This is a genomic window from Acerihabitans sp. TG2, from assembly GCF_035013185.1.
Classification (GTDB): Bacteria; Pseudomonadota; Gammaproteobacteria; order Enterobacterales; family Enterobacteriaceae; genus Acerihabitans.
This window is the reverse complement of the sequence record NZ_JAYGJO010000013.1, coordinates 66,139-90,343: the sequence shown is the minus strand read 5'-3', so window position 1 is coordinate 90,343 and position 24,205 is coordinate 66,139. Positions and strand designations below refer to the sequence as shown.

19 protein-coding genes and 2 pseudogenes are annotated in these 24,205 nt (G+C 56.0%); 10 read left to right on the top strand and 11 right to left on the bottom strand.

Translation table 11 applies throughout. The features are described 5' to 3' along the window. The first annotated feature begins 163 nt into the window (after window positions 1-163). A complete protein-coding gene (gene malT, locus SJI19_RS13290; protein ID WP_323478744.1) occupies window positions 164-2,878 on the top strand; it encodes an HTH-type transcriptional regulator MalT in 2,715 nt (904 codons plus the stop codon). A 110-nt stretch (window positions 2,879-2,988) separates the two neighbouring features. Here the strand turns inward: malT and SJI19_RS13285 are convergent, their stop codons facing one another. Beyond that, window positions 2,989-3,990, bottom strand: coding sequence for an Ldh family oxidoreductase (locus tag SJI19_RS13285; RefSeq protein ID WP_323478743.1), 1,002 nt, complete (start codon window positions 3,988-3,990; stop codon window positions 2,989-2,991). A 305-nt stretch (window positions 3,991-4,295) separates the two neighbouring features. Beyond that, window positions 4,296-5,756 (bottom strand): MFS transporter, encoded by a 1,461-nt coding sequence (locus SJI19_RS13280; RefSeq protein WP_323478742.1) that lies wholly within the window; start codon window positions 5,754-5,756, stop codon window positions 4,296-4,298. A 117-nt stretch (window positions 5,757-5,873) separates the two neighbouring features. Between SJI19_RS13280 and SJI19_RS13275 the strand changes: the two genes are divergently transcribed. After that, complete coding sequence (locus SJI19_RS13275) at window positions 5,874-6,746, top strand: helix-turn-helix transcriptional regulator (protein WP_323478741.1); 873 nt, start codon at window positions 5,874-5,876, stop codon at window positions 6,744-6,746. Window positions 6,747-6,803: 57 nt separating this feature from the next. Here SJI19_RS13275 and SJI19_RS13270 read toward each other — a convergent pair whose 3' ends face one another. Beyond that, entirely contained in the window at window positions 6,804-9,050 is a 2,247-nt protein-coding gene (locus SJI19_RS13270) for a TonB-dependent siderophore receptor (RefSeq protein ID WP_323478740.1), read from the bottom strand. Window positions 9,051-9,363: 313 nt separating this feature from the next. On the opposite strand from SJI19_RS13270, the gene fes reads away from it, so the two are divergent. Together fes and SJI19_RS13260 are read left to right on the top strand one after the other, a co-directional pair. Next, window positions 9,364-10,668: an enterochelin esterase gene (gene fes / locus SJI19_RS13265; RefSeq protein WP_323478739.1), complete on the top strand. Its 1,305-nt coding sequence runs from the start codon at window positions 9,364-9,366 to the stop codon at window positions 10,666-10,668. Further along, entirely contained in the window at window positions 10,646-10,858 is a 213-nt protein-coding gene (locus SJI19_RS13260; protein ID WP_323478738.1) for an MbtH family protein, read from the top strand. Before fes ends, SJI19_RS13260 begins: the two co-directional genes overlap by 23 nt. A 131-nt stretch (window positions 10,859-10,989) precedes the next feature. Here SJI19_RS13260 and SJI19_RS13255 read toward each other — a convergent pair whose 3' ends face one another. From SJI19_RS13255 to fepD, 3 genes are read right to left on the bottom strand one after another with little or no spacing between them, the layout of a single operon-like run. Further along, a complete protein-coding gene (locus SJI19_RS13255; RefSeq protein ID WP_323478737.1) occupies window positions 10,990-11,799 on the bottom strand; it encodes an ATP-binding cassette domain-containing protein in 810 nt (269 codons plus the stop codon). Next, entirely contained in the window at window positions 11,796-12,797 is a 1,002-nt protein-coding gene (gene fepG, locus SJI19_RS13250; RefSeq protein ID WP_323478736.1) for an iron-enterobactin ABC transporter permease, read from the bottom strand. Before fepG ends, SJI19_RS13255 begins: the two co-directional genes overlap by 4 nt. Continuing rightward, window positions 12,794-13,783 (bottom strand): Fe(3+)-siderophore ABC transporter permease, encoded by a 990-nt coding sequence (gene fepD / locus SJI19_RS13245; RefSeq protein WP_323478735.1) that lies wholly within the window; start codon window positions 13,781-13,783, stop codon window positions 12,794-12,796. Before fepD ends, fepG begins: the two co-directional genes overlap by 4 nt. 133 nt (window positions 13,784-13,916) lie before the next feature. On the opposite strand from fepD, the pseudogene SJI19_RS13240 reads away from it, so the two are divergent. Next, window positions 13,917-14,060 (top strand): annotated as a pseudogene (locus SJI19_RS13240) (MFS transporter); the annotation flags it as partial. 18 nt (window positions 14,061-14,078) lie between these two features. Here the strand turns inward: SJI19_RS13240 and fepB are convergent. After that, window positions 14,079-15,035, bottom strand: a complete 957-nt coding sequence (gene fepB, locus SJI19_RS13235) for a Fe2+-enterobactin ABC transporter substrate-binding protein (protein ID WP_323478784.1) — start codon at window positions 15,033-15,035, stop codon at window positions 14,079-14,081. A gap of 579 nt (window positions 15,036-15,614) precedes the next feature. Here fepB and SJI19_RS13230 point away from each other — a divergent pair. After that, window positions 15,615-15,776 (top strand): annotated as a pseudogene (locus tag SJI19_RS13230) (SDR family oxidoreductase); the annotation flags it as partial. Window positions 15,777-16,027: 251 nt separating this feature from the next. Next, window positions 16,028-16,285, top strand: a complete 258-nt coding sequence (gene bhsA / locus SJI19_RS13225) for a multiple stress resistance protein BhsA (RefSeq protein WP_323478734.1) — start codon at window positions 16,028-16,030, stop codon at window positions 16,283-16,285. A gap of 67 nt (window positions 16,286-16,352) precedes the next feature. Here bhsA and SJI19_RS13220 read toward each other — a convergent pair whose 3' ends face one another. The 3 genes from SJI19_RS13220 to SJI19_RS13210 all read right to left on the bottom strand — a co-directional run bounded on the left by SJI19_RS13220 (window position 16,353) and on the right by SJI19_RS13210 (window position 18,757). Beyond that, complete coding sequence (locus SJI19_RS13220; protein ID WP_323478733.1) at window positions 16,353-16,883, bottom strand: DUF1993 domain-containing protein; 531 nt, start codon at window positions 16,881-16,883, stop codon at window positions 16,353-16,355. A 134-nt stretch (window positions 16,884-17,017) separates the two neighbouring features. Then, window positions 17,018-18,070 carry a DUF1615 domain-containing protein gene (locus tag SJI19_RS13215; RefSeq protein ID WP_323478783.1) on the bottom strand — a complete coding sequence of 351 codons (1,053 nt, stop codon included), beginning with the start codon at window positions 18,068-18,070 and terminating at the stop codon, window positions 17,018-17,020. A gap of 183 nt (window positions 18,071-18,253) precedes the next feature. Beyond that, on the bottom strand, window positions 18,254-18,757 hold the full coding sequence (locus tag SJI19_RS13210) for a M48 family metallopeptidase (protein WP_323478732.1): 504 nt from the start codon (window positions 18,755-18,757) through the stop codon (window positions 18,254-18,256). Between the two features lie 327 nt (window positions 18,758-19,084). On the opposite strand from SJI19_RS13210, the gene dhaK reads away from it, so the two are divergent. Genes dhaK through dhaM form a run of 3 tightly spaced genes read left to right on the top strand, consistent with a single transcriptional unit; the run spans window position 19,085 to window position 22,302 of the window. Continuing rightward, window positions 19,085-20,155 (top strand): dihydroxyacetone kinase subunit DhaK, encoded by a 1,071-nt coding sequence (gene dhaK, locus SJI19_RS13205; RefSeq protein WP_323478731.1) that lies wholly within the window; start codon window positions 19,085-19,087, stop codon window positions 20,153-20,155. Window positions 20,156-20,170: 15 nt separating this feature from the next. Beyond that, window positions 20,171-20,806: a dihydroxyacetone kinase subunit DhaL gene (dhaL, locus tag SJI19_RS13200; protein ID WP_323478730.1), complete on the top strand. Its 636-nt coding sequence runs from the start codon at window positions 20,171-20,173 to the stop codon at window positions 20,804-20,806. 26 nt (window positions 20,807-20,832) lie between these two features. Continuing rightward, the gene (gene dhaM / locus SJI19_RS13195) at window positions 20,833-22,302 is read left to right on the top strand and encodes a dihydroxyacetone kinase phosphoryl donor subunit DhaM (RefSeq protein WP_323478729.1); all 1,470 of its coding nucleotides are present in this window, start codon (window positions 20,833-20,835) and stop codon (window positions 22,300-22,302) included. Here dhaM and dhaR read toward each other — a convergent pair. Further along, the gene (gene dhaR / locus SJI19_RS13190; RefSeq protein WP_323478782.1) at window positions 22,283-24,127 is read right to left on the bottom strand and encodes a dihydroxyacetone kinase operon transcriptional regulator DhaR; all 1,845 of its coding nucleotides are present in this window, start codon (window positions 24,125-24,127) and stop codon (window positions 22,283-22,285) included. The two genes, dhaM and dhaR, sit on opposite strands and share 20 nt — an antisense overlap. Window positions 24,128-24,205 lie beyond the last annotated feature (78 nt).

Sequence of the window (24,205 nt, the reverse complement as noted above, 5' to 3'; positions counted from 1 at the left end):
AGGAGGAAATGAGGAGGAGTCGCAAGGCGTAGTGAAAATTGTGACAGGGCGCAATTTCCCATAATGGAAAATGGATAACCTTTAATAATAAATAATTACAATCTTATTACAAAACGTCACTGCAGCGCTTGACCGCTATTTCGAATCGTCGGGAAAATAAAACATGTTGATTCCATCGAAACTAAGACGGCCAGCGAGGCTGCAAAACTCTGTATTGCGTCAGCGGTTACTGGACCGGCTTTCGGCTGCAGCAAACTACCGTTTAGCGCTTATCACCAGTCCTGCAGGTTATGGTAAGACCACACTGGTGGCACAGTGGGCGGTGATACAGCAGGATCTCGGCTGGTATTCGCTTGATGAAAGCGACAATGAGCCGGAGCAGTTCGCCAATTATCTGGTAGCGGCGATTCAACAGGCGACGCAGGGGCATTGTTTGCGCAGCGAAGCGTTGGCACAAAAACATCAATATGCTAGCCTCGGCACATTATTTGCCCAGTTATCGGTTGATCTGGCCGACTGGACGACCCCGCTGTTTGTCGTGATTGACGATTATCACCTCATTACCAATCCGCTGATTCACGATGCCATGCGTGGCCTGTTGCGTCACCAGCCGGAGAATCTGAAGCTGATTTTGCTGTCACGCAATCTGCCGTCGCTGGGCATCGCCAACCTGCGCGTGCGTGATCAACTGTTGGAAATCGGTAGCCAGCAGTTGGCTTTTACTCATGATGAAGCGAAATTGTTTTTTGATTGCCGTCTCGATCTTCCCATCGCGACCCAAGATAGTCATCGGTTGTGTGATGAGGTTTCGGGCTGGGCGACTGCGCTACAATTGATTGTGCTCTCTACCCGCCAGTCCGGCACGCCGGCCAGTAAAACCGCCCAGCGGTTGTCGGGCATTAATTCGAGCCATTTGTCCGATTATCTGGTGGAGGAGGTGCTTGATCGGGTAGATGGCGCCACCCGGCGTTTTCTATTGCGCTGTTCGCTATTGCATTCGATGAACGATGTGCTGATCGACCGCTTGACGGGCGAGGAGAACGGTCAACAGTTGCTTGAGCAGACTGAGCATCAGGGTCTGTTTATCCAGCGTATGGATGACAACGGCGAGTGGTTCCGCTTTCATCCGTTATTCGCCAATTTTCTGCGCCAGCGCTGCCAATGGGAGTTGGCCGCTGAACTGGCGGAAATCCACCATAACGCGGCGGCTGGCTGGTTGGCTCTGGGGTTTCCTGCGGAAGCCATCCATCACGCGATGGAGGCGCAGGATCAGGATATGATGTGCCAGATCTTGTTGGAAAACGGCTGGGAGTTGTTTTATCACGGCGAGCTGGCGCTGTTGGAACGTTGTTTAAAAAAATTGCCCTACGAAGCCTTAATACAACGTCCTCGCCTGGTGCTGCTTAAGGGCTGGTTGGCCCAGAGTCAGCATCGCTGCGCGGAAGTCGCCAGTTTAATGGCGCAAGATCGTGATGAGATGGCTAAGCACAACGTGGTCATTTCGTCGCGGTTGCAGGCTGAGTTCAGTGCTCTGCTGGCGCAGGTGGCCATTAATACCGATCAGCCCGATGAGGCGGAGACGTTGGCGGAGGAAGCGCTGCGTTTTTTGCCGCAGTCGAATTATTATGGCCGGATTGTCGCCACCTCGGTCACTGGCGAAGTGGCCCATTGCAAAGGTCAGTTGGACCAGGCGTTGACCATGATGCAGCATACCGCACAAATGGCGCACCAACATGGCGTGTATCATTACGCCCTGTGGGCGTTGTTGCAGCAAAGCGAAATTTTGATCGCTCAAGGGTATCTGCAGGTGGCGTATGAGATTCAGGATCAGGCGTTTGAGTTGGTTGGCGCCCAGCATTTGGAACAGTTGCCGATGCATGAATTTTTGCTGCGTTTGCGTGCACAGTTGCTTTGGTCTTGGTCACGCCTTGACGAAGCTGAGAAAGCCGCCAACGATGGTTTGAACGTTCTGGCCAGTTCCCAACCGCAACAGCAACTGCAATGCTTGGCGATCTTGGCCAAAATCGCCCTAGGGCGCGGTGATTTCGATCATGCGCGGAGTCATCTGCATCGTTGCGAAAATCTAATGAGCGGTGCTCATTATCATAGTGATTGGGTGACTAACGCCGATAATCCCCGAGTGCTGTTTTGGCAGTTGACCGGCGACACCGAGGCCGCCGCCCGGTGGCTGAATCAGACGGTAAAACCGGATAATGTCGATAACCATTTTCTGCAAGGTCAATGGCGCAATATTGCCCGGGCGCAAATATTGCTTGGTCAGTTTGATGAGGCAGAAGTGGTGCTCGATGAGCTTAACGATAACGCCCGTCAGCTGAATCTGGTTAGCGATCTTAATCATAATCTATTGCTTAATAATCTGATTTATTGGCAGACCGGGCGGGAAAAAGAGGCTCAGCGGGTGCTGATGGAGGCATTGTCGTTAGCCAATCGTACCGGATTTATTAGCCAATTTGTGGTTGAAGGCGAAACGATGGCGGTGCAGTTGCGCCAATTGTTACAGCTCGGGGTGCTGCCTGAAATGGAGCAACAGCGAACACGGCGCATTCTGCGTGATATTAATGCGCATCACCGCCATAAGTTTGCCCATTTTGATGAGGATTTTGTCCAGCAGTTGTTGCATCATCCTCAGGTGCCGGAGCTGATTCGCATTAGTCCTCTGACCCAGCGTGAGTGGCAGGTGTTAGGGTTGATTTATTCGGGTTACAGTAATAATCAAATTGCTGGGGAGCTGGATGTCGCTTCCACCACGATTAAAACCCATATTCGTAATCTTTATCAAAAACTGGGGGTGGAACAGCGGCAGGACGCAGTGTTGCAGGTGAAAAAAATGCTGACGATGATCGGTTATTCGGTGTAGTGGGGGAGTGGAGCGCATGGTGCGTTTTCCCTTTACACGGTTTGCTTCGAGCGCCGGTGTCGACGGGCTTAGCGTGCCATGGGTAGGGGCACGCCGCCAAGATCCTTCTCTTAATCCAGTAGCGCCAGTAAATCACGATAGAGTGTATCCGGTAGAGTGATCCCCTGTTGTTGGCTGCGTTGACGGGCCTCATAACGACGCTGCGAGGGTAACCGGCCGTTTTGCGCCATGGCAGTGAACAGCGGTTCGGCACGGGCGAGATGTTCCGTGGCCTGGTCGCCAAGAAAACGCTGTGGGTCTAGGATAATAATCAGTTCCCCGTGATAAGGCAGTGCGCCGGCGCCATGGTCCCAGTCTTTGGACTCAGCACTGGTGAAATCGCCGATTAACGGGCCGGCAATCAGTTCAATCATGGCTGAGAGCGCGGAACCCTTGTGGCCGCCAAAGGTCAGCATGGCCCCCGACAATATCGCTGCAGCATCGGTGGTGGGTTGGCCGCCATCGTTTATTCCCCAGCCGAGGGGTACGGGTCTTTCTTCCCGTCGATGCAATTCAATGTCACCCCTGGCAATGGCGCTGGTGGCAAAATCAAAAACAAAGGGCAATTGTCCGGCACGTGGCCAGCCAAAGGCGAAAGGGTTGGTACCGAACAGCGGTTTGCTGCCGCCCGCGGGTGCTACCCAGGCATGGCTGGGGTTGCAGGCCAGCGCGACCATGCCCGCGGCGGTGATGTCCTCAATTTCCACCCACAGGGCGGAAAAATGGACACAGTGGTTGATGGCAAAAGCGGATAAGCCATTTTGTCGGGCTTTTTCCAACGCCAGCGGCAGTCCCCGCCGGAACGCCAGGGGCGAGAAGCCGCCTTTGGCATCCACCTTTAGTAACGCCGGGGCGACATCGATAATTTCTGGTTGTGCGTCGGGTACCACTTTGCCGGCGTTGAGGGTAGCAATACAGCCTAACAGGCGGTACAAACCGTGGGAGGCGCATTCGTCTCGTTGGCCAGCGACCATAACGTCGGCGATGGCTGCTACCTGTTCTTCACTGAAATCATGATGGCGTAGGATGTTTTGTGCCAGGATGCGGGTATCTTCTAATGAAAGTTGTGCCACAGGTCATTCCTCGAATGTCAGTGTTGTTGCGAAACTTTCTCACGATTAATCGCGATATGCTTGTAAAATCTCGCGGTTGAGTCGGTCGATTTTGGTACAGGGCTTGCTGCGGGTTCGGTGATCGCGCGCTTTCCCTTTTACACGGTTTGCTTGAGCATCGGTGATCGCGGGCGTAGCGTGCCATGGGACCTCGGTTGGCCGGAAACATCACGGCCAATTCGACCCCATTGGCGCGCTTTCCCTTTTACACGGTTTGCTTGAGCGTCGGTGATCGCGGGCTTAGCGTGCCATGGGGTGCTTTCCCTTTAACCGGACCTGCTGCGAGTCCGGTGATCGCGCGCCGCGTCTTGGCTTGGTAGCGCCGGAATTTGATGTCGTGATATTACTGCCCGAACCACCAAAACCAACATCAGGATCCATTCAGCAATTAACACAGCAAGGACGGCGGTTTTATAGTTGCCATGCTGTTGAAGCACCAGGGTATAAACCGTGCCCAGTAGCATCGGGCCCAGGCCAAACGCCGCTTGCTGCACGGTGGACAACAGGGCACTGCCGGCCCCGGCATGATCTTTTGGTACGTCCGACAGGCCAATGCGATAAAAGCAGCTAACAATAAAAGATTGGCCTAAACCAATCAATGCCGTTGCCGGGCCCAATGCCAGCGCGCCGACATCAGGCCAGGCGATCTGGAAGGTGGCCATTAATGCCAACAAACCGGCCATTTGTAGAGTACAACCCGTTAGCAGTGTTGTTAATTTGCCCCACTTTTCCACCGCGCGAGTAGAGTACATTGAACCAAGAAAATAGGCCGTGCCCAAGACAATAAAGGCATTGCCGGACTGAAAGGGCGTCATACCCAGTCCGGACTGGAGTGTCAGGGCCACGGCAAACATAAAGCCGCTCCAGCAGGAGAAAAATAGCACGGCAATCGACAGGCCGAATCGCACACCGTTGAGACGGATCAGGCTGGGTGGCAGTAAAGGCGAACCTTGGTTGTTTTCCAGCGTGACTTCTACCCACCACAAGCGATTGAGTAACAGTGGGAAGGCGGCAAGCAAAAGAATGCACGGCCACGACCAGTGTAGTAATGGACCCAACGCCAGCGCAACCAGCAGGCAACCAATGGCACCGGCCAGCAGCAGCGTGCCGGATAAATCAATCGAGACCTGTCGGGATTTTTTGGTTTCAGGGATGGTGCGTGAGGCCAATAAGACGATCAGCAGGCACAGTGGAATATTAATCAGAAAAACGCTGCGCCAGCCGTAGCCGCCAATATTGGCGAAAATCAGGAATCCGCCCAATACTTGACCGACAATGAAGGCCAACCCGCCGATACCGCCATACAGGCCGATGGCACGAGTATGTTCCCGGCCGTGCAAACACACATGCAGTGTGGCAAGAATTTGTGGCACGACCAGCGCCGCACCAATGCCCTGCAATGCGCGAGCGAGCAACAGTAGCCAGACTGAGTTAGCGACGCCGCACAGCAGTGAGGCGGCGCCAAACAGCACCACGCCTAGCGTAAATACGCGACGGCGGCCGTAGTTATCACCCATTCGCCCTCCTGTGGCCAGGCTCACGGCGAAGGCGATACCGTAAACCGCCACAATCAACGCTAACTGAATGGAGGACGCATGCAACGTGGCGGACATGGCGTCCAATGCCACGTTGACGATGGAAAAATCAATCATCGGTAGCAACTGACCCGCCAGTAAGACCAGCAGACCACTGCGGCCCAGGGTTGGGGAATCAAAACCGGTTTTCATCAGGTTAACGCCTTGTCATCACGAAGAGAGAGGCTTAGGATCAACGATTAATAAAACGGGTACCAGTTTTTGGTTATCCTAGTATCAATGCTACCAGTGTCGTCCGGAGTCCTCGCCATGCCTGAATCTCTTGTTATTCCTGCTGACCAAAATAATCGTCAGTTACTGGGGGCGTTTCTTCGCCGTCGCCGTGAAAGCCTTGATCCTAACCGGCTCGGACTTCCCCGGATGAGAAACCGTCGTACACCGGGCCTGAGGCGCGAAGAGGTTGCGCAGTTGGCGGACGTGGGGGTTACCTGGTACACGTGGCTTGAGCAGGGGCGTCAGGTTAACGCCTCAACCAAAACCTTGGCAGCTATCGCCATGGCATTACAGTGTAATGAAGCGGAAACCCAGCATGTATTTTCGCTGGCAGGGCATAGCGCATCGGTTCAGACCGCAGCCAGAGTGTGTCAGAAGGTGTCGGCGCACGCACAGATCATGCTCAATGCGCTGAACCCGTTCCCGGCAATGGTTCAGACTTCGCGCTTCGATATTCTCGGCTATAACCAGGCTTGGCGTCGGCTGATTAATATCGATATACAGGCTATCCCGGAACACGATCGCAACTGTATCCTGTTGGCATTTACCCACAGCGGCTGGCGCAGCTCGATGTTGGACTGGGAAACGCTAATGCCAAACATGGTGGCGATGTTTCGCTCGCAAATGGGCGAGAATCATGAGGATCCGCACTGGAAATCACTGCTGGACCGTCTGCTTTCTAACTCAGAGGAGTTTAGGGAAATCTGGCAGCGTTATGAAATTCGAGGCATTGATAACCAGGTGAAGCGGTTTTTCCATCCGAATGTTGGCGCGATGAACCTGCGGCAGAATAACTGGTGGTCAGCTCCTCGTAATGGTGATCGGCTGCTGGTGTATATTCCGGATGATGAAAACAGCGCCGAGGCGCTGGCGAAGCTGACGGGGAGCGACTTATCGTGTTCAAATTAGCCGTGAATATCACGGCTAATTTGTCACTCTGCATTGTTCTCCTTTAATCGATTGGCCTCAGAAGTGGGTGTTCAGGCTTAGATAAAATGTTCGGCCCGGTTCGTTGTAAGTGGCGGCACCAGCGCCGTACATGTAGGCGTTGGTGGCAGCGTTACCGGTGGTTTGGGCATTGCCGGCGCGAAACTGGCGCTTGTCGAACAGATTGTCGATGCCTAGGGTCAGGCTGGCGTATTTGGTCATGTCATAGGTGCCGCTAAGACCGATAACCGAGTAGGGGCTGACCTCATGCCTTTCGCTGCCGGTAATACGTTCACCCTTGTAATTGTATTTTTTCGGTTTCTGTCGGCCATACCATGCCAGGGTGGATTGTAGCGAGAGATCTTGGTTTAGCTGCCAGCTTAAGGTTGAGTTCAGTGTGTACTGCGGAATAATTGACAGATAGTCACCGGTCTCCTTGTTTTTGCTTTCCAACATGTAGGTGATGTTATTGCTTAACGTGATATTGGTGCTGACAGGAATATTCAGCGTGCCTTCCAATCCCTGTACTACTGCTTTTGGTACGTTTTCCCAGCGATAGATATCCGCCGCACCGGTGGACGATACGCCGGAAGGGAGATACCCCGCCTCGATCTTGTTGCGGTAATCATTGCGGAAATAGGTTATGCCCGCCTGGTAGCCGTCGTGTTTGAACTCCAGCCCGATCTCTTTGTTGATACTGGTTTCCGCATCCAGGTCTTTATTCCCCATGAGGTAGCAGCCGCCGGTGCTGGCAGCGCAGCCTTGGCCACGGCTATACAGTAGGTAGTTGGGATTGGTCTGGAACAGGCTAGGCGCTTTGTAGGCACGAGCGATTCCCATTTTAAGCGTGAAGTCGTCGCCGAGGCCTTGGGATAGATTCAGCGATGGGCTCCAGTTGTTACCTACAATGGAGTGGTGGTCGAAACGCAGGCCGGGCACCAGCATGGTGCTGTCAGTGAGCTCCATATTATCATCGGCGAACAGTGAAAAGATCTCTGCCGAGGAATAGGGGCTGCGTCCGGTGCTCGAGATCCCGGGGATTGCACCACCCAACAGTGTTTGGGTGTTGGAGGAGGGGTCCTTCATTTTCTGCTGATTCCACTCGCTGCCGAAGGTGGCGGTCTGGTTAACCCCCAGTTGGAAGGGAATGCTGATTTCCGTGTGCGCCAGAAGGTTGTCGAGCTCGATGGTGGAGTAATCATCGTTGGCGAAGATGCCTTCGGTGCCGCCGGCCAGCCCTTCGTTTAAGCGGGTGTTTTTGGTACGTTCGTATTGTAGGTAATCCATGGTGCTGATGCCGCTATCCGAGGTGCCGCGATAGGTCAAGGCGTGGGTTTGCCGGTAAATCCGGTTGGTCTCGTTGCCATAGTTATCTTTTACCAGGGTACTGGTATTGGTGTTTTGGGTATCGCCGGCGTACAGGTTGCCCTGGCGGCTATAAGTGGTCTCATATTCCAGGGAGTGCAACGGCGCCAAATCCCAACGGAAAAGGGCATCGATATTTTTATCAATCACCCCTTCGCGCCCGGCGGGTATGGTGTCGGCATAGGTACCGGTGCGTAGGGACTGATGTCCGGCGTTAATATCCTGTGCATCGGCCTGGGTTTTACTGTAACCGCCAGTCAGGCGGAAACTGAAAGCGTCGCCCAGCGGTCCAGCGAGGCCGAAGTTGGTGCGTCTGGTGGCACCTTCATCATCATGCTGGGGCATATTCAGATAGGTATTCCAGGAACCATGCCATTGCCGGGTGGCGTTCCGTTTGGTGATGATGTTCACGACACCACCAGCGGCGCCGTTGCCGTAGAGCGCGGCTGCCGGTCCGCGCAGTACTTCAATTCGTTCAATCATCTCCGGTGGTACCCATGCGGTGTCGCCTCGGGTATCCCTTTCGCCGCGCCAACCCTGGCGTACCGAGTTACGGCTGCTGACCGGCAGACCGTCAATCAATACCAAGGTGTTCTCCGGTCCCATGCCGCGGATATCGATCTGGCGGTTGTTGCCGCGTTGGCCGCTGGTGGAGTTGCCGGTCAGGTTTACGCCGGGCATGGTGCGGATAATTTCCGATACATCTCGCGCCGGTGGGCGTTTTTTTATCTCGTCAGCGCTGATGGTGGAAACCCCCGGCGCCTGTAAATTTTGTTGTGCAGCGGTCACGACTATTGTGTCGCCGGTGGCGGTGCCCGCCGGTTTTCCATCATCGGTGATGGCGGCCAATAAGAGTCCTGGGGTGCCTAGGCCCAGTCCAATAAGGGTCGCCAAGGAGTAATGCGCTAACCTGATGTTCATAGTATCCCTTTAAAAGATAAAGAATTGCCGTTCTCAAAAGCACGTATTGACGCGATGGGGCGTGCTGCAACGGTAAAAAGGTCTGTGGAAGTCACACTATGAGCAGCCCCGATGCGGGGTAGCCCGACGGCGGCGGTGCCGAGTTGTTCCATGTTAACGCTATGTTAATAAGGAGTTGTTCGGCGTTGCCAAGCGCCTTTTTGTCCGCTGTTATAAATACGATTGCGGTCCAAAAATGACTTTTTACACACTATTGCAAATCGAAATAATTATCAATAGTATTAAGTTTCCCATTTGCACGGTACCCTAAACTATGCGTAGTGTGATGTTGGCCCGCCGCGATGTGGGCAGTGATGACTGGTGGCGAGAGGTGGCGCAACGGGGCACGCCGTGGGTGGAGCCGCACTCACCTGGATTTTGTGCTGTGACATTCCTGTGGCGCGATCCCATAGGTAGTGGGCGTGCGTCGGCGATCCGGCGGGTCTGGGTGTATATCTGTGGTATGACGGATCATCACAGCCGTACCGCGCCGCAAAGTCTGGCGCGGATTGACGGTACCGATGTTTGGTGCTGGCAGACGATATTGGGTTCGGGCTGGCGGGGAAGCTACTGTTTTATCCCCTGTTGCGATAATGCCGCCTTTAGTGGCCTCGCGTCAGGGGAACCTTTGGATCCCGTCGCCTTGCGTGATGGGTGGCGCGGCGTGTTGTCCGGCGCCGTTGCCGACCCGCTTAATCCCTTGCCGGCCTGGACGGGTGGACGCGGCCATCAGGTCTCCGGACTGCATATGCCGCAGGCACCGGCACAGACAGCATGGGCGACATTTGATCGCGTCGGCCCGTTAGCCGGCCGTACGTTGCCGCCGTTACCCGCACCAGCCTCGTTGGAACGGCATCGCTGGCAGAGTGAACTACTGGGTAATAGTCGTGATGTTTGGATTTTTACCACCGGGCTGCGCCAGGCAACCCGGCGTCCAGTGGCACTGTTGCTCGACGGGCAGTTTTGGGCCCGGCAAATGCCGCTGTGGTCGCCGTTGATCGCATTGACGCAGTCGGGCGAACTGCCTGCCGCGGTGTATGTCTTGGTGGACGCGATCGATACTCGTCAGCGGGAGCGGGAGTTAACCTGCAATCCGGCGTTTTGGCAGGCGGTGCGGCTGGAGTTATTGCCCCAGGTGGCGAAGTGGGCGCCTTACCGTGCCGACGCCGCCTCGACGGTGGTGGTGGGGCAAAGTTTCGGTGGTTTGTCGGCGATGTATGCGGCGTTGCATTGGCCTAGGCTGTTTGGCTGTGTGCTGAGTCAATCCGGATCGTTTTGGTGGCCCAATCGTGATGTCACCAGTAAGGGACGCGCCGATGCGTCCTGCCGGTTGTTGGCAGATATTGATCACGGGTTGGGGGCCGGTCAGGGTCTTAAGTTATTTATCGAGGCTGGTGCCAGGGAGCCGCTGGTACGGCAGGTTAACGATCGGGCCGTCGAGGCGCTGCGTTTTGCCGGCCATCAGGTGGATTACCGGATAGTGGACGGTGGTCATGATGCGTTGTGCTGGCGTGGTGGATTGCTGGATGGACTGGTCGCGCTTTGGGGAGGGTTATTTGGAACAATTAAATCCGTTTGACGATCCGGCGCAAGTTTGTCGGGTACGACACAATGAACAGCGGCAGTACAGCCTATGGCCGGATTTCAGCTCGGTACCTGCCGGCTGGACGTCGGTGTTCGGCCCGTCGCCGCGCGCCGAGTGTGTCGAGTGGCTTGAGAGCCCTTGGATGGATAGGCGTCCGGCAAACCTGGTCGCGCTACGTAGATAAGCTCAAGATACATGAGCTGGATTGTGCTCATGTGGATATTATCTCTCCCGCATCATTTCAGTCGCTTGGGCCGCTATTGAACCTAGTATTAAGAAGGTTTAACACTGGGGCCGGCCATTGACCGCGATCCCTTAGTGCTGGGCGCGGCCAAGCGGCACGATCAGCGGTGTATGGGATACCGGATCGTCGATGATCACACAGCGCAGGCCAAACACCTGCTCCACCAGTTGGGCGGTAACGATCTCCGTTGGTGCCCCTTGGGCAACGATCCGCCCGTCGCGCATGGCGACCAGATGGCTAGCGTAGCGGCAGGCATGGTTCAGATCGTGGAGTACGACGACCAGCGTATGGTCGCCGCTATGGTTTAGCTCAAGTAATAATTCCAGCAGATCAATTTGATGGGCAATATCGAGCCAGGTAGTCGGCTCATCCAACAGTAATAGCGGCGTTTGCTGCGCCAGCACCATAGCGATCCATACCCGTTGGCGCTGTCCGCCAGAGAGTGTATCCACCAGCCGGCCAGCCAGTTCACCGACGCCGGTATCCTGCATCGCCTGTGCCACCGCCCGTTCATCATCCGCGTCCCAGCGGCTAAACAGCTTTTGGTGCGGATAGCGCCCGCGTGCCACCAAATCCGCCACCGTAATATCGCCGGGCGCCTGGGAACTTTGCGGTAAAAGCCCAAGGCGCCTCGCCACCTCTTTAGTGGCGTAACTATTGATGGCCCGACCATCCAGCCATACCATGCCTTGTTCGGGGCGCATCAGGCGGCTAAGGGCGCGCAGCAAGGTCGATTTACCGCAGGCATTCGGTCCGATAATCACCGTCAGTTCGCCATCGGGGATATCGATGGACAGATCGCGTGCGATGATTTTTCGATCATACCCGAGCGTGAGATTATCCGCCCGCAGACGGGACGGTGGCGGGGCAAGGGCGCTCATTTTTTTCGTGACTCCCTGAGTAACAAGCCAATTAAATAGATGCCGCCGATACAGACAGTCACGACACCGACGGGAAGCTGATAGGGAATAAACAGGCGTTGAGCCGCGATGTCCGCCGCCAGCAGCAGCAGTGCTCCAGTAAGGGCGGCCAGCGGGATGGCCAGCGTTTGGGTGTTGGCCAGGCGGCGGGAGATCTGCGGTGCCACCAGGGCGACAAACGAGATTGGCCCGGCGGCGGCGGTCGCGGCGGCGGTAAGGATAACACCCGTCAGTATCAGCAGCAGGCGCGAGGTTTCCACCGGCACGCCGAGGGCACAGGCGGCATCGTCGCCCATTTCGAGCAGGTGCATCCGGCGCGACAACGCCAGAGCGGTTATCAGCGCGATTGCAATGGGTAGCGCCACCGGTACTATTTTTGCCCACGTCATGCCATTAAGCGATCCGGCGCTCCATAATCCGGCGGTGAGCGCGGATTCCAGCGACGCACCGACCACCAGCCACGTATTAAGCGAAACCAACAGGGCGCGGATGGCGATACCGATAATAATCAGCCGAAAGGGTTGAATACCGTCGCGCCAAGCGAGCAGATAGACCACCGCTGCGCTGAGTATTCCGCCGACCAGCGCCGCGCCGACGATGGCCGACGGCCCGCCGCTAAATAGCACGATGGCGATGAGCACGGCGCTGTGCGCACCGGTATTGAATCCCATGATATCCGGGCTGCCGAGCGGGTTACGCATTAGCGATTGAAAAATCGCACCGCTGGTTCCCAGGGCCGCGCCCAGCAGCAACGCCGTCACCACCCGCGGCAACCGCCATTGCGTTACCATCACGTGAATATTGTGCGGCGCCGCGCCGCGCAGCGCGTCGAATGCTTGCGCAATACCAAGTTGCGTCAAACCGGCGCACAGACTATATACCGCCAAGGCCAAACAGGCGATCGGCAGACCAACGGCGGCGATGGTCAGCCTGGTGTGGGTCGAAACGAACCGGTTCATCGCCGCCCCAGCGTCGGGTGGCGGCGGACCAGGACTATCAGCACCGGCGCCCCCACCAGTGCGGTGATCACTGAAACCCGCAGCTCGCCGGGGACAATAACTCGGCCAATCATATCGCTACCCAGCAGCAGTACCGGCGTCAGCACCAAGGTCCAGGGCATGATCCAGCGATGATCAGGGCCGGTGATCCAGCGGGCGATATGCGGCATCATCAGCCCGACAAAGGCGATGGGGCCGACCAGGGCCGTAGCTGATCCGCACAATAAGGTAATGGCGGTCAACCCCACCAATTGCGTTAAACCGACCCGGGTGCCAAGGGCCGACGCCAGCTCGTTGCCCATGCTAAGGGCATTGAGGGCTCCCGTCAGATACAGGGTCAGCGCTGTTCCCAGCATGATGGGCCATATCACTAGGTTAACTGCTGTCATGTTGCGGATATCCAGCGAACCGGCTTGCCAAAAACGCAACTGGTCATACACCAGGGGATGCAGCAGTGCAATACCCGATGCCATGCCGTCCAGCACCGCGCCCAGGGCCACACCCGCCAGGGTCAGGCGAATCGGATTTAGCCTGCCGCGGCCCAGCGCGCCAATGAGCGCCACCAGTAACGCCGCCGCCAGCGCGCCGGCAAAAGCGAACCAGAGATAACTGTCGATGGATGCGGCGCCAAAGAACGTAATGCCTATCACCACGGCAAAACCAGCCCCGGCGTTGACGCCAAGAATACCGGGATCAGCCAGGGGATTGCGGGTAAGGGTTTGCATCAGCGCACCGGATAATCCCAGCGCCAGGCCCGCCAACAGACCGGCCAGCGTGCGCGGCAAGCGGGCATCAAGCACAATAACGCAATCGGCGCTGCCACAGCCGTCGGTGAGCGCAAGCCATACCCGATCAACGGGTATGGCTTTGGCACCGATAAATAAACTCATCGCCATCATCAGCAGCAACATGAAACACATTAATAACAGACCAACGGAGTGGCGCATAAACGGCTAAACCATAAATGTATATGATAATGATATTTATTATCGTTATTACTCGCATATAGTTATGATAACATGAGCGCGCTCCTTATTTCAGCCTATATGGTTGCCAAATCTAGGTTATTTAGCCGCTAGTATGAACAACCCCTCTTTGTTGCTTAACATCAGTCTGCTCAAAACCCATCCGGCGTTCCGGGCGGTGTTTCTTGCCCGCTTTTTATCCATTCTGGCGTTGGGGCTGCTGGTGGTTGCTGTACCAGTACAGATCCAGGCCCTCACCGGGCGATGAACCGAAGATTTATCGACGGATAAAATGGCGTTCCAACTGGGTCAACAGATGATCGGCGCTGTAGTAATCCAGGCGGAAGGTATCGTTACCCAGGGCATAGACCTGATGATTGCGCACTGGCGGCAAATGCGCCAGGAACGGATTGGCCAGCAGGGCTTGGGTGTCGGCGTCATTGCCGGCAAACAGCAGCAGGGTCTGGCCATTCAGGCCGGCGGCCAGGTTCTCTCCGGAAAGCTGAACGATATCCTGGCGGCGGCCCATGCTTTGACCGGTGGCCAATGTACTGGGCGGTTCAGCCAGCGTAAAACCTAATTGCTGCAGCAACTGACCTTGTGGGGAATGTGCGGTCCATACATTGGCCGCCTTGCCGTCCCGTTGATAGACCAGGGCCGAAACCGGTTGTGGCGGCAACGCCAGACGCGACTTCAACGCCTGGGCTCGTACGTTGAATTGGCTGATGGCTGCCTCGGCTCCGGTTTCGTGGCCGGTAGCCCGGCCCAGATCACGCGCCAGTTGTTGCCAGCTTTCATCGTCGTAGCTGATGATAAGTGTTGGCGCCAGCGTAGATAATTGGTCATAGAGACGTAGAGCCGAGTCGCCGCCGGTGGCGGCGATCACAATAAGATCGGGATTTTCCGCGGCAATGGCTTCGGCATTGACCTCGCCAATGTAGAGCCGCTTGACCTGTCGTTGTTTTGCCACCTTACCCCATTGCCGTAAAAATCCCTGATCGTCCGCTACGCGGTTATTGGGCGTGGTGGCACCGCTGGCTATAATCGGCGCGCCGATGGCCAGCAGTGTGCCGGTAAGGGTCACGCTGGTGGACACAATACGTTGCGGCATCTGCTCGAGGGTTACGGGGCCGTGCGGGCCGTCAATCACTCGCGGCCAGTGGTCTGCGGCGCGCGCAGGCGTCAATTGTAACAGCAGGGGCATCGCCAGCAGGGTGATCAACGCCAGGTGCATCAGGGCCAGTCTGCGCCTTTGGTGGTCTATTTTCATTGTGCTATTTCCTACATCATCAACCGGTCTCTTCGGTGGAAAATGGGCATTTGGCCACCAGGGGGTGCCCTCCGGCCGGGGAACAAACCGCAGCTTACATTTATTGACATGGCTGATTCTACGACGTAGTTTATTCCCTATCAATACAAATAATAATTATTCTTATTTCTATTATTATTAAAGTACGGAGATTGTAATATGGCCACATTATCGCTGCGACAGACCATAATCCCTGCGACAGGCCATACCTGGTGATAGGAAGGCCCTTGCCGCCGGTTTTTTTATGTTGCCTTTTCGTCGTTTTGCCACCGTGGATGTTTTAGTCGCATGTCTATCTGCGCGAGCGACGGACATCAACCGGAGGGTATATTTCAGCGAGAACTGCGGCGGCACTTTAACCGGGCTAGCAAGGCCGGCATAAAAAGGCCGGTGGTGGTGGGGTTGGATCTACGTTTTGCTGGGGAGGATTATCCGTTTCGCACGCAGCTACTGGCTATTACCGATGCTGGCCAAGTCGAGCGGGTAAGCCAGGGTTACTTGCCGATTGCCGGTTTCCCCGACCTGTTCAAGCTGGGGATACCACTGGGCAAGATAGGCCACCCGCAGGAGGTGGCTGATGTGATTTTATTCCTGGCCTCCCGCCACGCCAGTCATATCACCATGCAGGATATCGTGATCGACGGCGGTGCTACGCTTGTGGCCTGAAGCGCTAATGGTGTGGGGATAGGTGCGGCCGGGCTGTTAAGCGTATCACTCTCGTTCACGCATGCCAGTAAAGCAGGGAAAGAAAATATAAGACTATAAAAAGTTATTTTTCAAATGGTTAATTAATATATTAATGATCAATAATAAAATTAGTTGACCGCAGGGCGCGCCGGAGCTAGTATTTAGTTATCGAACGTTAAGTAATTGACGTCATGATTTAAAACCGATTAACTTTATACGAGAATATACCCATGAAAAACGTAAAATATACCGTCGCCGCCCTCGCGCTTAGCCTTGTATCATTTGGTAGTTTCGCCGCCGATCTGGTAACGTCCGCGCCAGCCAACCAGCGGGTGGTAGGCGTTATCTCCGCTACCGGCGGCAGCAACCTCTCTTCTCTGGAAAGCCAACTGGCTGCCAAAGCCACTGAGTCAGGTGCCAAATCGTTCCAGATCACCTCCGCCACCGGCCAGAATAAACTGCATGGTACCGCGGTAATTTTTGAATAATTCTCGCGACTATAGCTAATAAAAACGGGACGGTCAGTGATGCTGACCGTCCCGTTTTTTTTATTGGTTACTGATCAAATGACCCCAGATAATCGCTTTTACCGATCGCCAGGCCCTGATTACGCAAGATATCGTAAGCCGTGGTGACGTGGAAAAAAAGATTGGGTATGGCCAGCCGGAACAGATAATCGTAGCCGCTGAACGTGCGCTCGGTGCCACGCATATTCATGACAATAGGCCGCTCGCCCGCCGCCGCGAAAGACTCGCGGGGCAAACTATTGAGAAAGTCCAGGGTTTTACCGATACGCGTCTGCAACTGGGCCAAGGTGGTTTCGGTATCAGGAAAGCTCGGTATTTCACTGCCGGACAAGCGTGCCGCGCAGGATTTGGCCGCGTCGCTGGCCGACTGCACCTGCCGCGCCAGGCTGAACATGTCGGGTGCCAAACGGGCATTGACCAGTTCGGACTCGTCGATCTGCCGCTCGGCGGCAAACGCCACTGCTTTGTGCAGTAAGGATGATAAATTGGTTAACGCCTTGATAAATACCGGAACCGAGACGTGATAATAGGTAAGGTCTTGCGGTAATGGATGAGTCATATGCGCCTTCTGTTTGTTATAGATAGCCTGACTTAAGCGTCGTTGAGCCTCTGCCGGCCCACCATCAAGGTAGAGCCGGTGGTGTCGGGGGTCAACTTTATTTTAACGATCGCTATTAATTGATCGGGATAGTTTTACTTCTCCCCGGCCTTAGCCAGGCAGCGCATATAACGTTGATCGACCCGTTTGGCAAACCAGGCAGTGGTCAGGGTGCGGGTAATTTTCGGGCTGTGCAGGGTAATACCGGGCAATATTGCCCGGGGTAACGGCGGGTGCTGGGTGCGATCCGCCAAGGCGAATACCCGCTGATAAAGGTCGGTTTGCTCGAACTGGGCCGTTTCGCCTTTGTCCAGGGCACGTCTAATGGTCGCAGCGCCCACATTGAGCCGTTTGCCCAGCGTGCGCACCGCCAACTCAGTCGCCCCGGGGCTCTTTTCGCCATAGTTGATCAGGTCGCCGTCCAACGCCAGCGGTTTGCCGGAAAGGCGACTGACCGCATGTTGAAATGCTGCGTTGCGACTGGCATACCAACCGGCGTTAAAATCGGCAAAGCGGAATATCTGCCGGTCATAATGGGTGGGATAAGCCAATAAATGCACAATACCAAAATAGAGTCCGCCGCGGCGGCTAAATACCTCGTGGCGCAGCGTGTCGGCAACCGGATAAGGGTAGCCCTTGGCATGAGTTTCGGCAAAGCTGATGCTGACCTGCATCGGGCCGCCGGTATGCACCGGATTAAAATTACCGAACAATCGCTGGCCCATGGGTACCATACCGATAAAATCATCGAAAATCGCACTCAGCTGCTTTTCCGTTCGCACCGCATCCAGGCGTTCACTGTAGCTTTGCCCGTTGGGGGACGGGATATGCAATGCTGCATGAACCACCACCGCCGGGATATGAATCTGGCCGGCACGCCGGTCAATCTCTTGCCACGCTATTTTTCCCAGACCGGGCACCGGCGCATCGGCCTGAAAACCCGATTCTTGCCCAGCTACTGCCAGCACCGAGCAAATATTTTCCGTTGAGGGCGCGATATGCTGTGCCTTGAACGCCGCCATGATATCGCTGGCCCATCCCGCGCGGTCGGGGACAGAGGCCGGCATGAGCCGGATGATTTTTCCTGGCACATTCTCCGCCCTCGTCTCGGGGGTATGCGCTGGCTGGCTGGTGCATCCACTGAGCATAAACAGCAGGATGATGATCGCCAACCGCCGGTGACGACCAGGGGATCTGACGGTTTTGGCTACGGATGCATCAGTGGGCAAATACGGGTATGACGGCACGATAAATAATGGCATACAAGCGAGTAAACCTCGTTAGGGCATGACGTGGGAGTTGCTGTAGTTGCGTTCAATGCACTGGGTCGCTTATTCCTGCGGCAGCACCAAAGAGAGTTGTGTCAGCCATAGGCGGGTATCGAATTCCAACTGGTGATACCGCGGCTCCATATGACAGCACAATTGATAGAACGCTTTATCATGCTGTTTTTCTTTAATATGTGCTAATTCATGTACCACGATCATGCGCAAAAAATCCGCTGGGGCGGTTTTAAATACCGTGGCGATACGAATTTCTGCTTTGGCTTTCAGTTTGCCGCCCTGTACGCGTGACACGGCAGTATGCAACCCCAGCGCATTTTTCAGCACATGGATTTTGCTGTCCCAGGCGACTTTGTTGATCGGTGCAGCGTTACGCAGATAATGCTGTTTTAAATCCAGGGTATAGGCATACAGCGCTTTGTCGCTGGTGACCTCGTGACCTTTGGGATAACGTTCGGCCAGCACCTGGCCCAGCTCTTGCCTGTCGATAAGCGTACGCACCTGCGCCAGTAAATGTTCCGGGTAGCCCTGCAGATAAGTCAACGGTGTCATACACGTCCTCGGGATCGCCAGTTAAAGGATGTTGGATGACGCTAAGGATACCGGAAAGCATGGAAAAGCACGATTGCCGGCGCGTTTTTTAACAAACACGTTCTGTGCGGCAGCTCACTTTTCGCCATAATCCATTGGCGGTATGTTTCATATGTAAACAAGCCTGTGGGGAAAACGTTGCAAAATGGAACCTTTCTGGCTGGCCTAACCCTTGATGAAAAGCCGGCTTATAGTCATAAAGGCCTAATACTGTAGACGGCAGGCAAACTTTCGGCACAGCTCAACGCGGCTATGTCATCACGTCCATATCCTTGTGCGGAGCAGCAAATGAAAAAATTAATCAACAGCGTTGAAACGGTTTTACATGAACAGCTTCTTGGCCTGGTTGAAGCCCACCCTATGCTCACGTTGCATCAAGATCCCCTGTTTGTTACCCGTCACGATGCGCCAATCGCCGGCAAGGTGGCGCTGATGTCCGGCGGCGGCAGCGGGCATGAACCGATGCACTGCGGTTATATCGGCGAGGGTATGTTGGCCGGCGCCTGCCCTGGCGAAATTTTCACCTCACCGACCCCCGACCAAATGTTTGAGTGTGGCCAGGTTATTGACGGTGGCCAGGGGGTTTTGATGTTAATTAAAAACTATACCGGCGATATTCTTAATTTCGAGACGGCGGCGGAGCTACTGCATGCCGGTGGCACCACCGTTGCCACGCTGGTGATTGATGATGACGTAGCGGTCAAGGATAGCCTGTATACCACCGGACGGCGCGGCGTCGCCAATACCGTGTTGCTGGAAAAGTTGCTGGGTGCGGCAGCGGCGCGCGGCAATTCCCTTGACGCATGCCGGGCGTTAGGCGAGCAGCTTAACAATCAAGGCCATTCCATCGGCATTGCCTTGGGCGCCTGCACCGTGCCGGCCGCAGGGAAACCCTCGTTCACGCTGGCGGAAAACGAGATGGAATTTGGTATCGGGATCCACGGTGAACCGGGTATCGAGCGGCGGCCATTCAGTTCGCTCAACGAAACGGTAGACAGCATGTTTGCGACCCTTATCGCACACGGTGATTACCAACGTACGTTGCGCCATTGGGATCGCCAGGCTGAGGATTGGCGGGAGACGCGCCAGAGCAAACACGCCTTGGTCAAGGGCGACCGGGTGGTGGTGTTGGTCAACAACCTGGGGTCGACACCCTTATCGGAACTGTATGGCGTTTGGCACCGCCTGGCGCGCTGTTGTGACGAGTTTGGCCTGAAGATTGAGCGCAGGCTGATTGGATCGTATTGCACCTCGCTGGATATGCAGGGCATGTCCATCACTGTGCTGAAAGTCGATGATGACATACTGGAATTGTGGGACGCGCCGGTGAATACGCCGGCTTTGCGTTGGGGTTGTTAATTCTTGGAGGAACCCATGGTTATTACCAAACAGCATATTGTCAGTTGGTTACAGCGTTGCGCCGAGGTATTTACCGCACAGCGGGACTTTCTGACCCAATTAGATTCGGATATTGGCGACGGCGACCATGGTCTGAATATGAATCGCGGCTTTAACAAAGTGCTGGAAAAACTGCCGTCGGTGGCGGACAAGGATATCGGTTTTATTTTAAAAAATACCGGTATGACGTTGTTGTCGAGTGTGGGCGGCGCCAGCGGTCCGCTGTTTGGTACTTTTTTTATCCGCGCGGCGCAAAGTACCAACGCCAAACAAAGCCTCGATTTGTCGGCGTTGTGCCAGATGCTTAAAGAAGGTGCCGAAGGGGTGGTGATGCGCGGCAAAGCCGAACCCGGGGATAAAACCATGTGCGATGTCTGGTTGCCGGTGGTGGCGGCGCTGGAACTGGCGTGCCAACAGGATCTGGATCTGCTCAACGCGCTAAAACAAAGCGTCGACCGGGCGCAGCTGGCGCTGGAAGCCACCATCACGATGCAGGCCCGTAAAGGCCGGGCCAGTTATCTGGGCGAGCGCAGCATCGGCCATCAGGATCCCGGTGCGACATCGGTCATGTTGATGATTGAGGCGCTCTACCACGTCGTGAGTGATGAGTGATCGCGCAACACCATAACGGGGGAAAAATGGTCAATATCGTAGTGGTTTCCCATAGTCTGCTGTTGGCGCAGGGCGTTGAACAACTGGCGCAGCAGATGATTCATGGCGATTGCCGTCTGGCTATCGCCGCCGGGGTCGACGATCCAGAGCACCCCATTGGTACCGATGCAATACAGGTCATGGCAGCCATTGAATCTGTCTTCGACCCTGCGGGTGTTTTGGTACTGATGGATCTTGGCAGCGCGCTACTTAGCGCAGAAACGGCGCTGGAATTGCTGGATCCCGCCATGGCGGCGCGGGTGATGTTATGTGCCGCGCCCTTGGTGGAAGGCACGCTGGCCGCCGTGGTGGCCGCGGCCAACGGTGGGGATTTGTCAACGGTCAAGGCCGAAGCGCTGGGCGCGCTGGCGGCTAAATCCAGCCAGTTGGGCATGACGTCCGCGCCAGCGGTGGAGGCCCCGGCGTCACAGGCAATGCCTGCTGACTGCCCAAGCGTGAGCTGGACCGTGCTCAATCCCAACGGACTGCATGTGCGGCCAGCGGCCAAATTAGCCGCCACATTGGCGCCGTTTAAGGCACAACTGGCGCTGGAGAAGGGCACACAGCGCGTGGATCCACGCAGCCTTAATCAATTGGCAACCCTGCAAATTCGCCAAGGAGACCACATCCGTCTGTTGGCTGCTGGTTCCCAGGCGACTGAGGCGCTCGCGGCATTCGACGCGCTGGCGCGACAAGGGTTTGGTGAAGCTCTCACGAATACCTTGGGCGATAATCTTGCCAGCAATACGCTGACCGGTACGCCGGTGCCGCCAGGTCACGTCAGGGCACCCTTGCAGTTCGTCCAGCCCGTACGCCACCAGGCCAGGCGAAACAACCTCGAAGCGCAAGACATCCCTGACCAGCAGCGGCGCCTGGATGCGGCGTTAGCGGCAACGGCTGATGATTTGGACCAGTTGGCTTGTCAGGCGCAAGCAGCGATGGGGCGCGAGCAAGGTGCCATTTTCAGTGCCCACGCCATGTTGCTGCAAGATGAGGAGATCATCGACGCAATGCGACGGCGAATGGTGCGTGACCGACTTGGCGCCGGGGCCGCGGCGGAACAAGAACTGCTGGCGATGGCGGCGCAATACCAAGCGATGGCGGATCCCTATTTGCGCGCCCGTGAGCTCGATATCCACGATATTCTTAACCGACTGCTGGGCCATTTGGCCGCTGAGCCAGTGGTGCCGTTGGTTATCGATGATGGCATTATTTTGGTAGCGCAAGATCTGCTGCCCTCGGAAATGGTTGGTTTGGATCGCCAGCGGGTAAAAGGCATTTGTCTGAGTCGGGGGGATATTCTGTCACACACTGCCATCCTGGCACAGGCGCTGGCGATCCCCATGGTCGTGGGCGTCGCCGGATGCATGGACATCGATCACACTGATCAGGAGGGGATTTTGGATATCACCACCGGCAGCCTGCGCGTGACGCCGGCTAACGTTCCACAGACTTAAATGTCTCAATATCCAGGCCATACAGCTTTATTTTGCGCCAAAGGGTGGTGCGACTAATGCCCAGTAGCGGCGCCATGGCATTAAGCCGACCTTGGCAAGCCAGCGCCGCGTGCACGATGGCCTGTTGCTCCACATCCGCCAGCGAGAGCGGCGGTTGCGCAGCAGCGGCATCCGGGTCCCACAATGTTCGTTCACCTAATAAATGCGCCGGTAGATCGCCAAGCATAATATGATTATGACGACAGGTCATGGCGGCACGTTCTACCGCGCTTTTTAATTCCTGATCGTTGCCTGGCCAAGGATAAAGCATCAACTGATGCACGGCGTCCTCACCAATACGATAGCTGCAGTGGAAATGCCGGCCCAGTGCCGTCAGCGTGTCTTGTACCAATAGTGGTATATCTTGCTGACGCTGGCGTAGCGGTGGAATATGCAGTTCAAAGGATTGCAACGCATAAAACAACTGGCGGCGAAAACGATTCTGTTTAACCAGTAACGGCAAATCAGCCCCGCTGGCGGCGATGATCCGCACGTTCACCGGGATCACCCGATTAGAATTAACGCGCATCAGCATGCCGGTTTTAAGGGTTTGCAGTAGGGCGGACTGCATTTCCGGCGACAGGTATTCCACCTGTTCGAGATACAGCGTACCGCCGTTGGCCAACTCAAATTTACTCGGTAACCCGGCTTCACCCTCGCTGGCGTCGTTGCCCAGGAATTCACGTGCCATCAGATTTTGTGGCAACGCCTGGCAATTGAGCGCGATATAGGGGCCGTCGGCACGCTCGCTGCCGTTATGGATCGCCTGGCCAAGGCGCTGTTTGCCCACCCCTTCCTCGCCACGGAGCAAAATCGGATGCCGACCTTTGGCCGCCTGTTTGCCATAACGCACCAGCCGCCGCATCTCCGTAGAGCCGAGCGGCATATCGGTAAAGGTATGGCTTACGCGGCCAAGCTGGTTATGCACCAGTTGCTGCAGCAGTTCCTGCGGATGGAGCAGGGCGATAAAACCGCACCGATCGCCATCCGGGATCGGTTTAAGCGTCAACAGGACCGGGATAAAGCGTTGCTGGCTTTCAAAGGTGACCTGCACATGACTCAAGGCACTGCGGTTTTGCATCGCCTGGATCACCAACGCCGGCAAGGTCAACAGCTCCAGCAACGGTTTGCCGACGCTGGTGGTGGCGTCCAACCCCAACACGCCCGCTGCACGGGCGTTGAGATATTGCAGGCCGCCGTGCTGATCCCAGGCCAACACCCCATCCTCCACCCCGGCAAGCAGCGCGTTTAGTGCATTAAGATGGCGATTGGTTTCGGCCAGCAGGCTATCGGCGTGCAGATAATTACCCACTTCCCGTGCCAAGACCAGCGTCAGGGACAGATCACCGGCGGCTTTCTCTGCCAACGGGCCGCCGAGCACAATGGCCGCCCGCTGGCGCCCGCTATTGTCGTAAACCGGTGCGGCGCAAAAGTACCAAGGATGCAGCGCGTGTTTAAAATGCTGCCTACCGGCGACCAGCTCCGGGGTACCGCTGGCGGCGGCCAGCGCCGGCGCATTGGTACCCATCCCGCCCTCACTCCAGTAGCTGCCGGCCACCACGCCCAGAGCCGCCAATTGCGAGAGTGTCTGCTGATGACCGCCTAGCCATAAGGTGCAGCCGCTCTCATCGAGGATCAGCAAGACGCAGGGACGCGACTCCATAAATTCATAGGCGTCTTCCAGCGCCGCTTGTCCCAACACTAACAGATCATTTTTTCGCTGGCAGATGGAATCAAAGGTGGCCCCGGCCGCCCGGTGCGGCGGGATCCAAACGCTGTCATCCATGAGTTTGTGACAGCGGTCCCAGGATTGTTGAATGGCAAGTGGCGTATCCGGCGAGGCTTCTGCGGCGCAATCATGACC

Excerpts from the sequence above, each read along its gene's own strand:
- SJI19_RS13270 (WP_323478740.1), bottom strand. The coding sequence starts at position 9,050 with ATGAACATCAGGTTAGCGCATTACTCCTTGGCGACCCTTATTGGACTG.
- malT (WP_323478744.1), top strand. The coding sequence starts at position 164 with ATGTTGATTCCATCGAAACTAAGACGGCCAGCGAGGCTGCAAAACTCT.
- SJI19_RS13220 (WP_323478733.1), bottom strand. The coding sequence starts at position 16,883 with ATGACTCATCCATTACCGCAAGACCTTACCTATTATCACGTCTCGGTT.
- bhsA (WP_323478734.1), top strand. The coding sequence starts at position 16,028 with ATGAAAAACGTAAAATATACCGTCGCCGCCCTCGCGCTTAGCCTTGTA.
- dhaL (WP_323478730.1), top strand. The coding sequence starts at position 20,171 with ATGGTTATTACCAAACAGCATATTGTCAGTTGGTTACAGCGTTGCGCC.
- SJI19_RS13280 (WP_323478742.1), bottom strand. The coding sequence starts at position 5,756 with ATGAAAACCGGTTTTGATTCCCCAACCCTGGGCCGCAGTGGTCTGCTG.
- SJI19_RS13215 (WP_323478783.1), bottom strand. The coding sequence starts at position 18,070 with ATGCTCAGTGGATGCACCAGCCAGCCAGCGCATACCCCCGAGACGAGG.
- SJI19_RS13255 (WP_323478737.1), bottom strand. The coding sequence starts at position 11,799 with ATGAGCGCCCTTGCCCCGCCACCGTCCCGTCTGCGGGCGGATAATCTC.
- fepD (WP_323478735.1), bottom strand. The coding sequence starts at position 13,783 with ATGCGCCACTCCGTTGGTCTGTTATTAATGTGTTTCATGTTGCTGCTG.
- fepG (WP_323478736.1), bottom strand. The coding sequence starts at position 12,797 with ATGAACCGGTTCGTTTCGACCCACACCAGGCTGACCATCGCCGCCGTT.
- fepB (WP_323478784.1), bottom strand. The coding sequence starts at position 15,035 with ATGCACCTGGCGTTGATCACCCTGCTGGCGATGCCCCTGCTGTTACAA.
- dhaM (WP_323478729.1), top strand. The coding sequence starts at position 20,833 with ATGGTCAATATCGTAGTGGTTTCCCATAGTCTGCTGTTGGCGCAGGGC.
- dhaR (WP_323478782.1), bottom strand. The coding sequence starts at position 24,127 with ATGGATGACAGCGTTTGGATCCCGCCGCACCGGGCGGCCGGGGCCACC.
- SJI19_RS13210 (WP_323478732.1), bottom strand. The coding sequence starts at position 18,757 with ATGACACCGTTGACTTATCTGCAGGGCTACCCGGAACATTTACTGGCG.
- fes (WP_323478739.1), top strand. The coding sequence starts at position 9,364 with ATGCGTAGTGTGATGTTGGCCCGCCGCGATGTGGGCAGTGATGACTGG.
- dhaK (WP_323478731.1), top strand. The coding sequence starts at position 19,085 with ATGAAAAAATTAATCAACAGCGTTGAAACGGTTTTACATGAACAGCTT.
- SJI19_RS13275 (WP_323478741.1), top strand. The coding sequence starts at position 5,874 with ATGCCTGAATCTCTTGTTATTCCTGCTGACCAAAATAATCGTCAGTTA.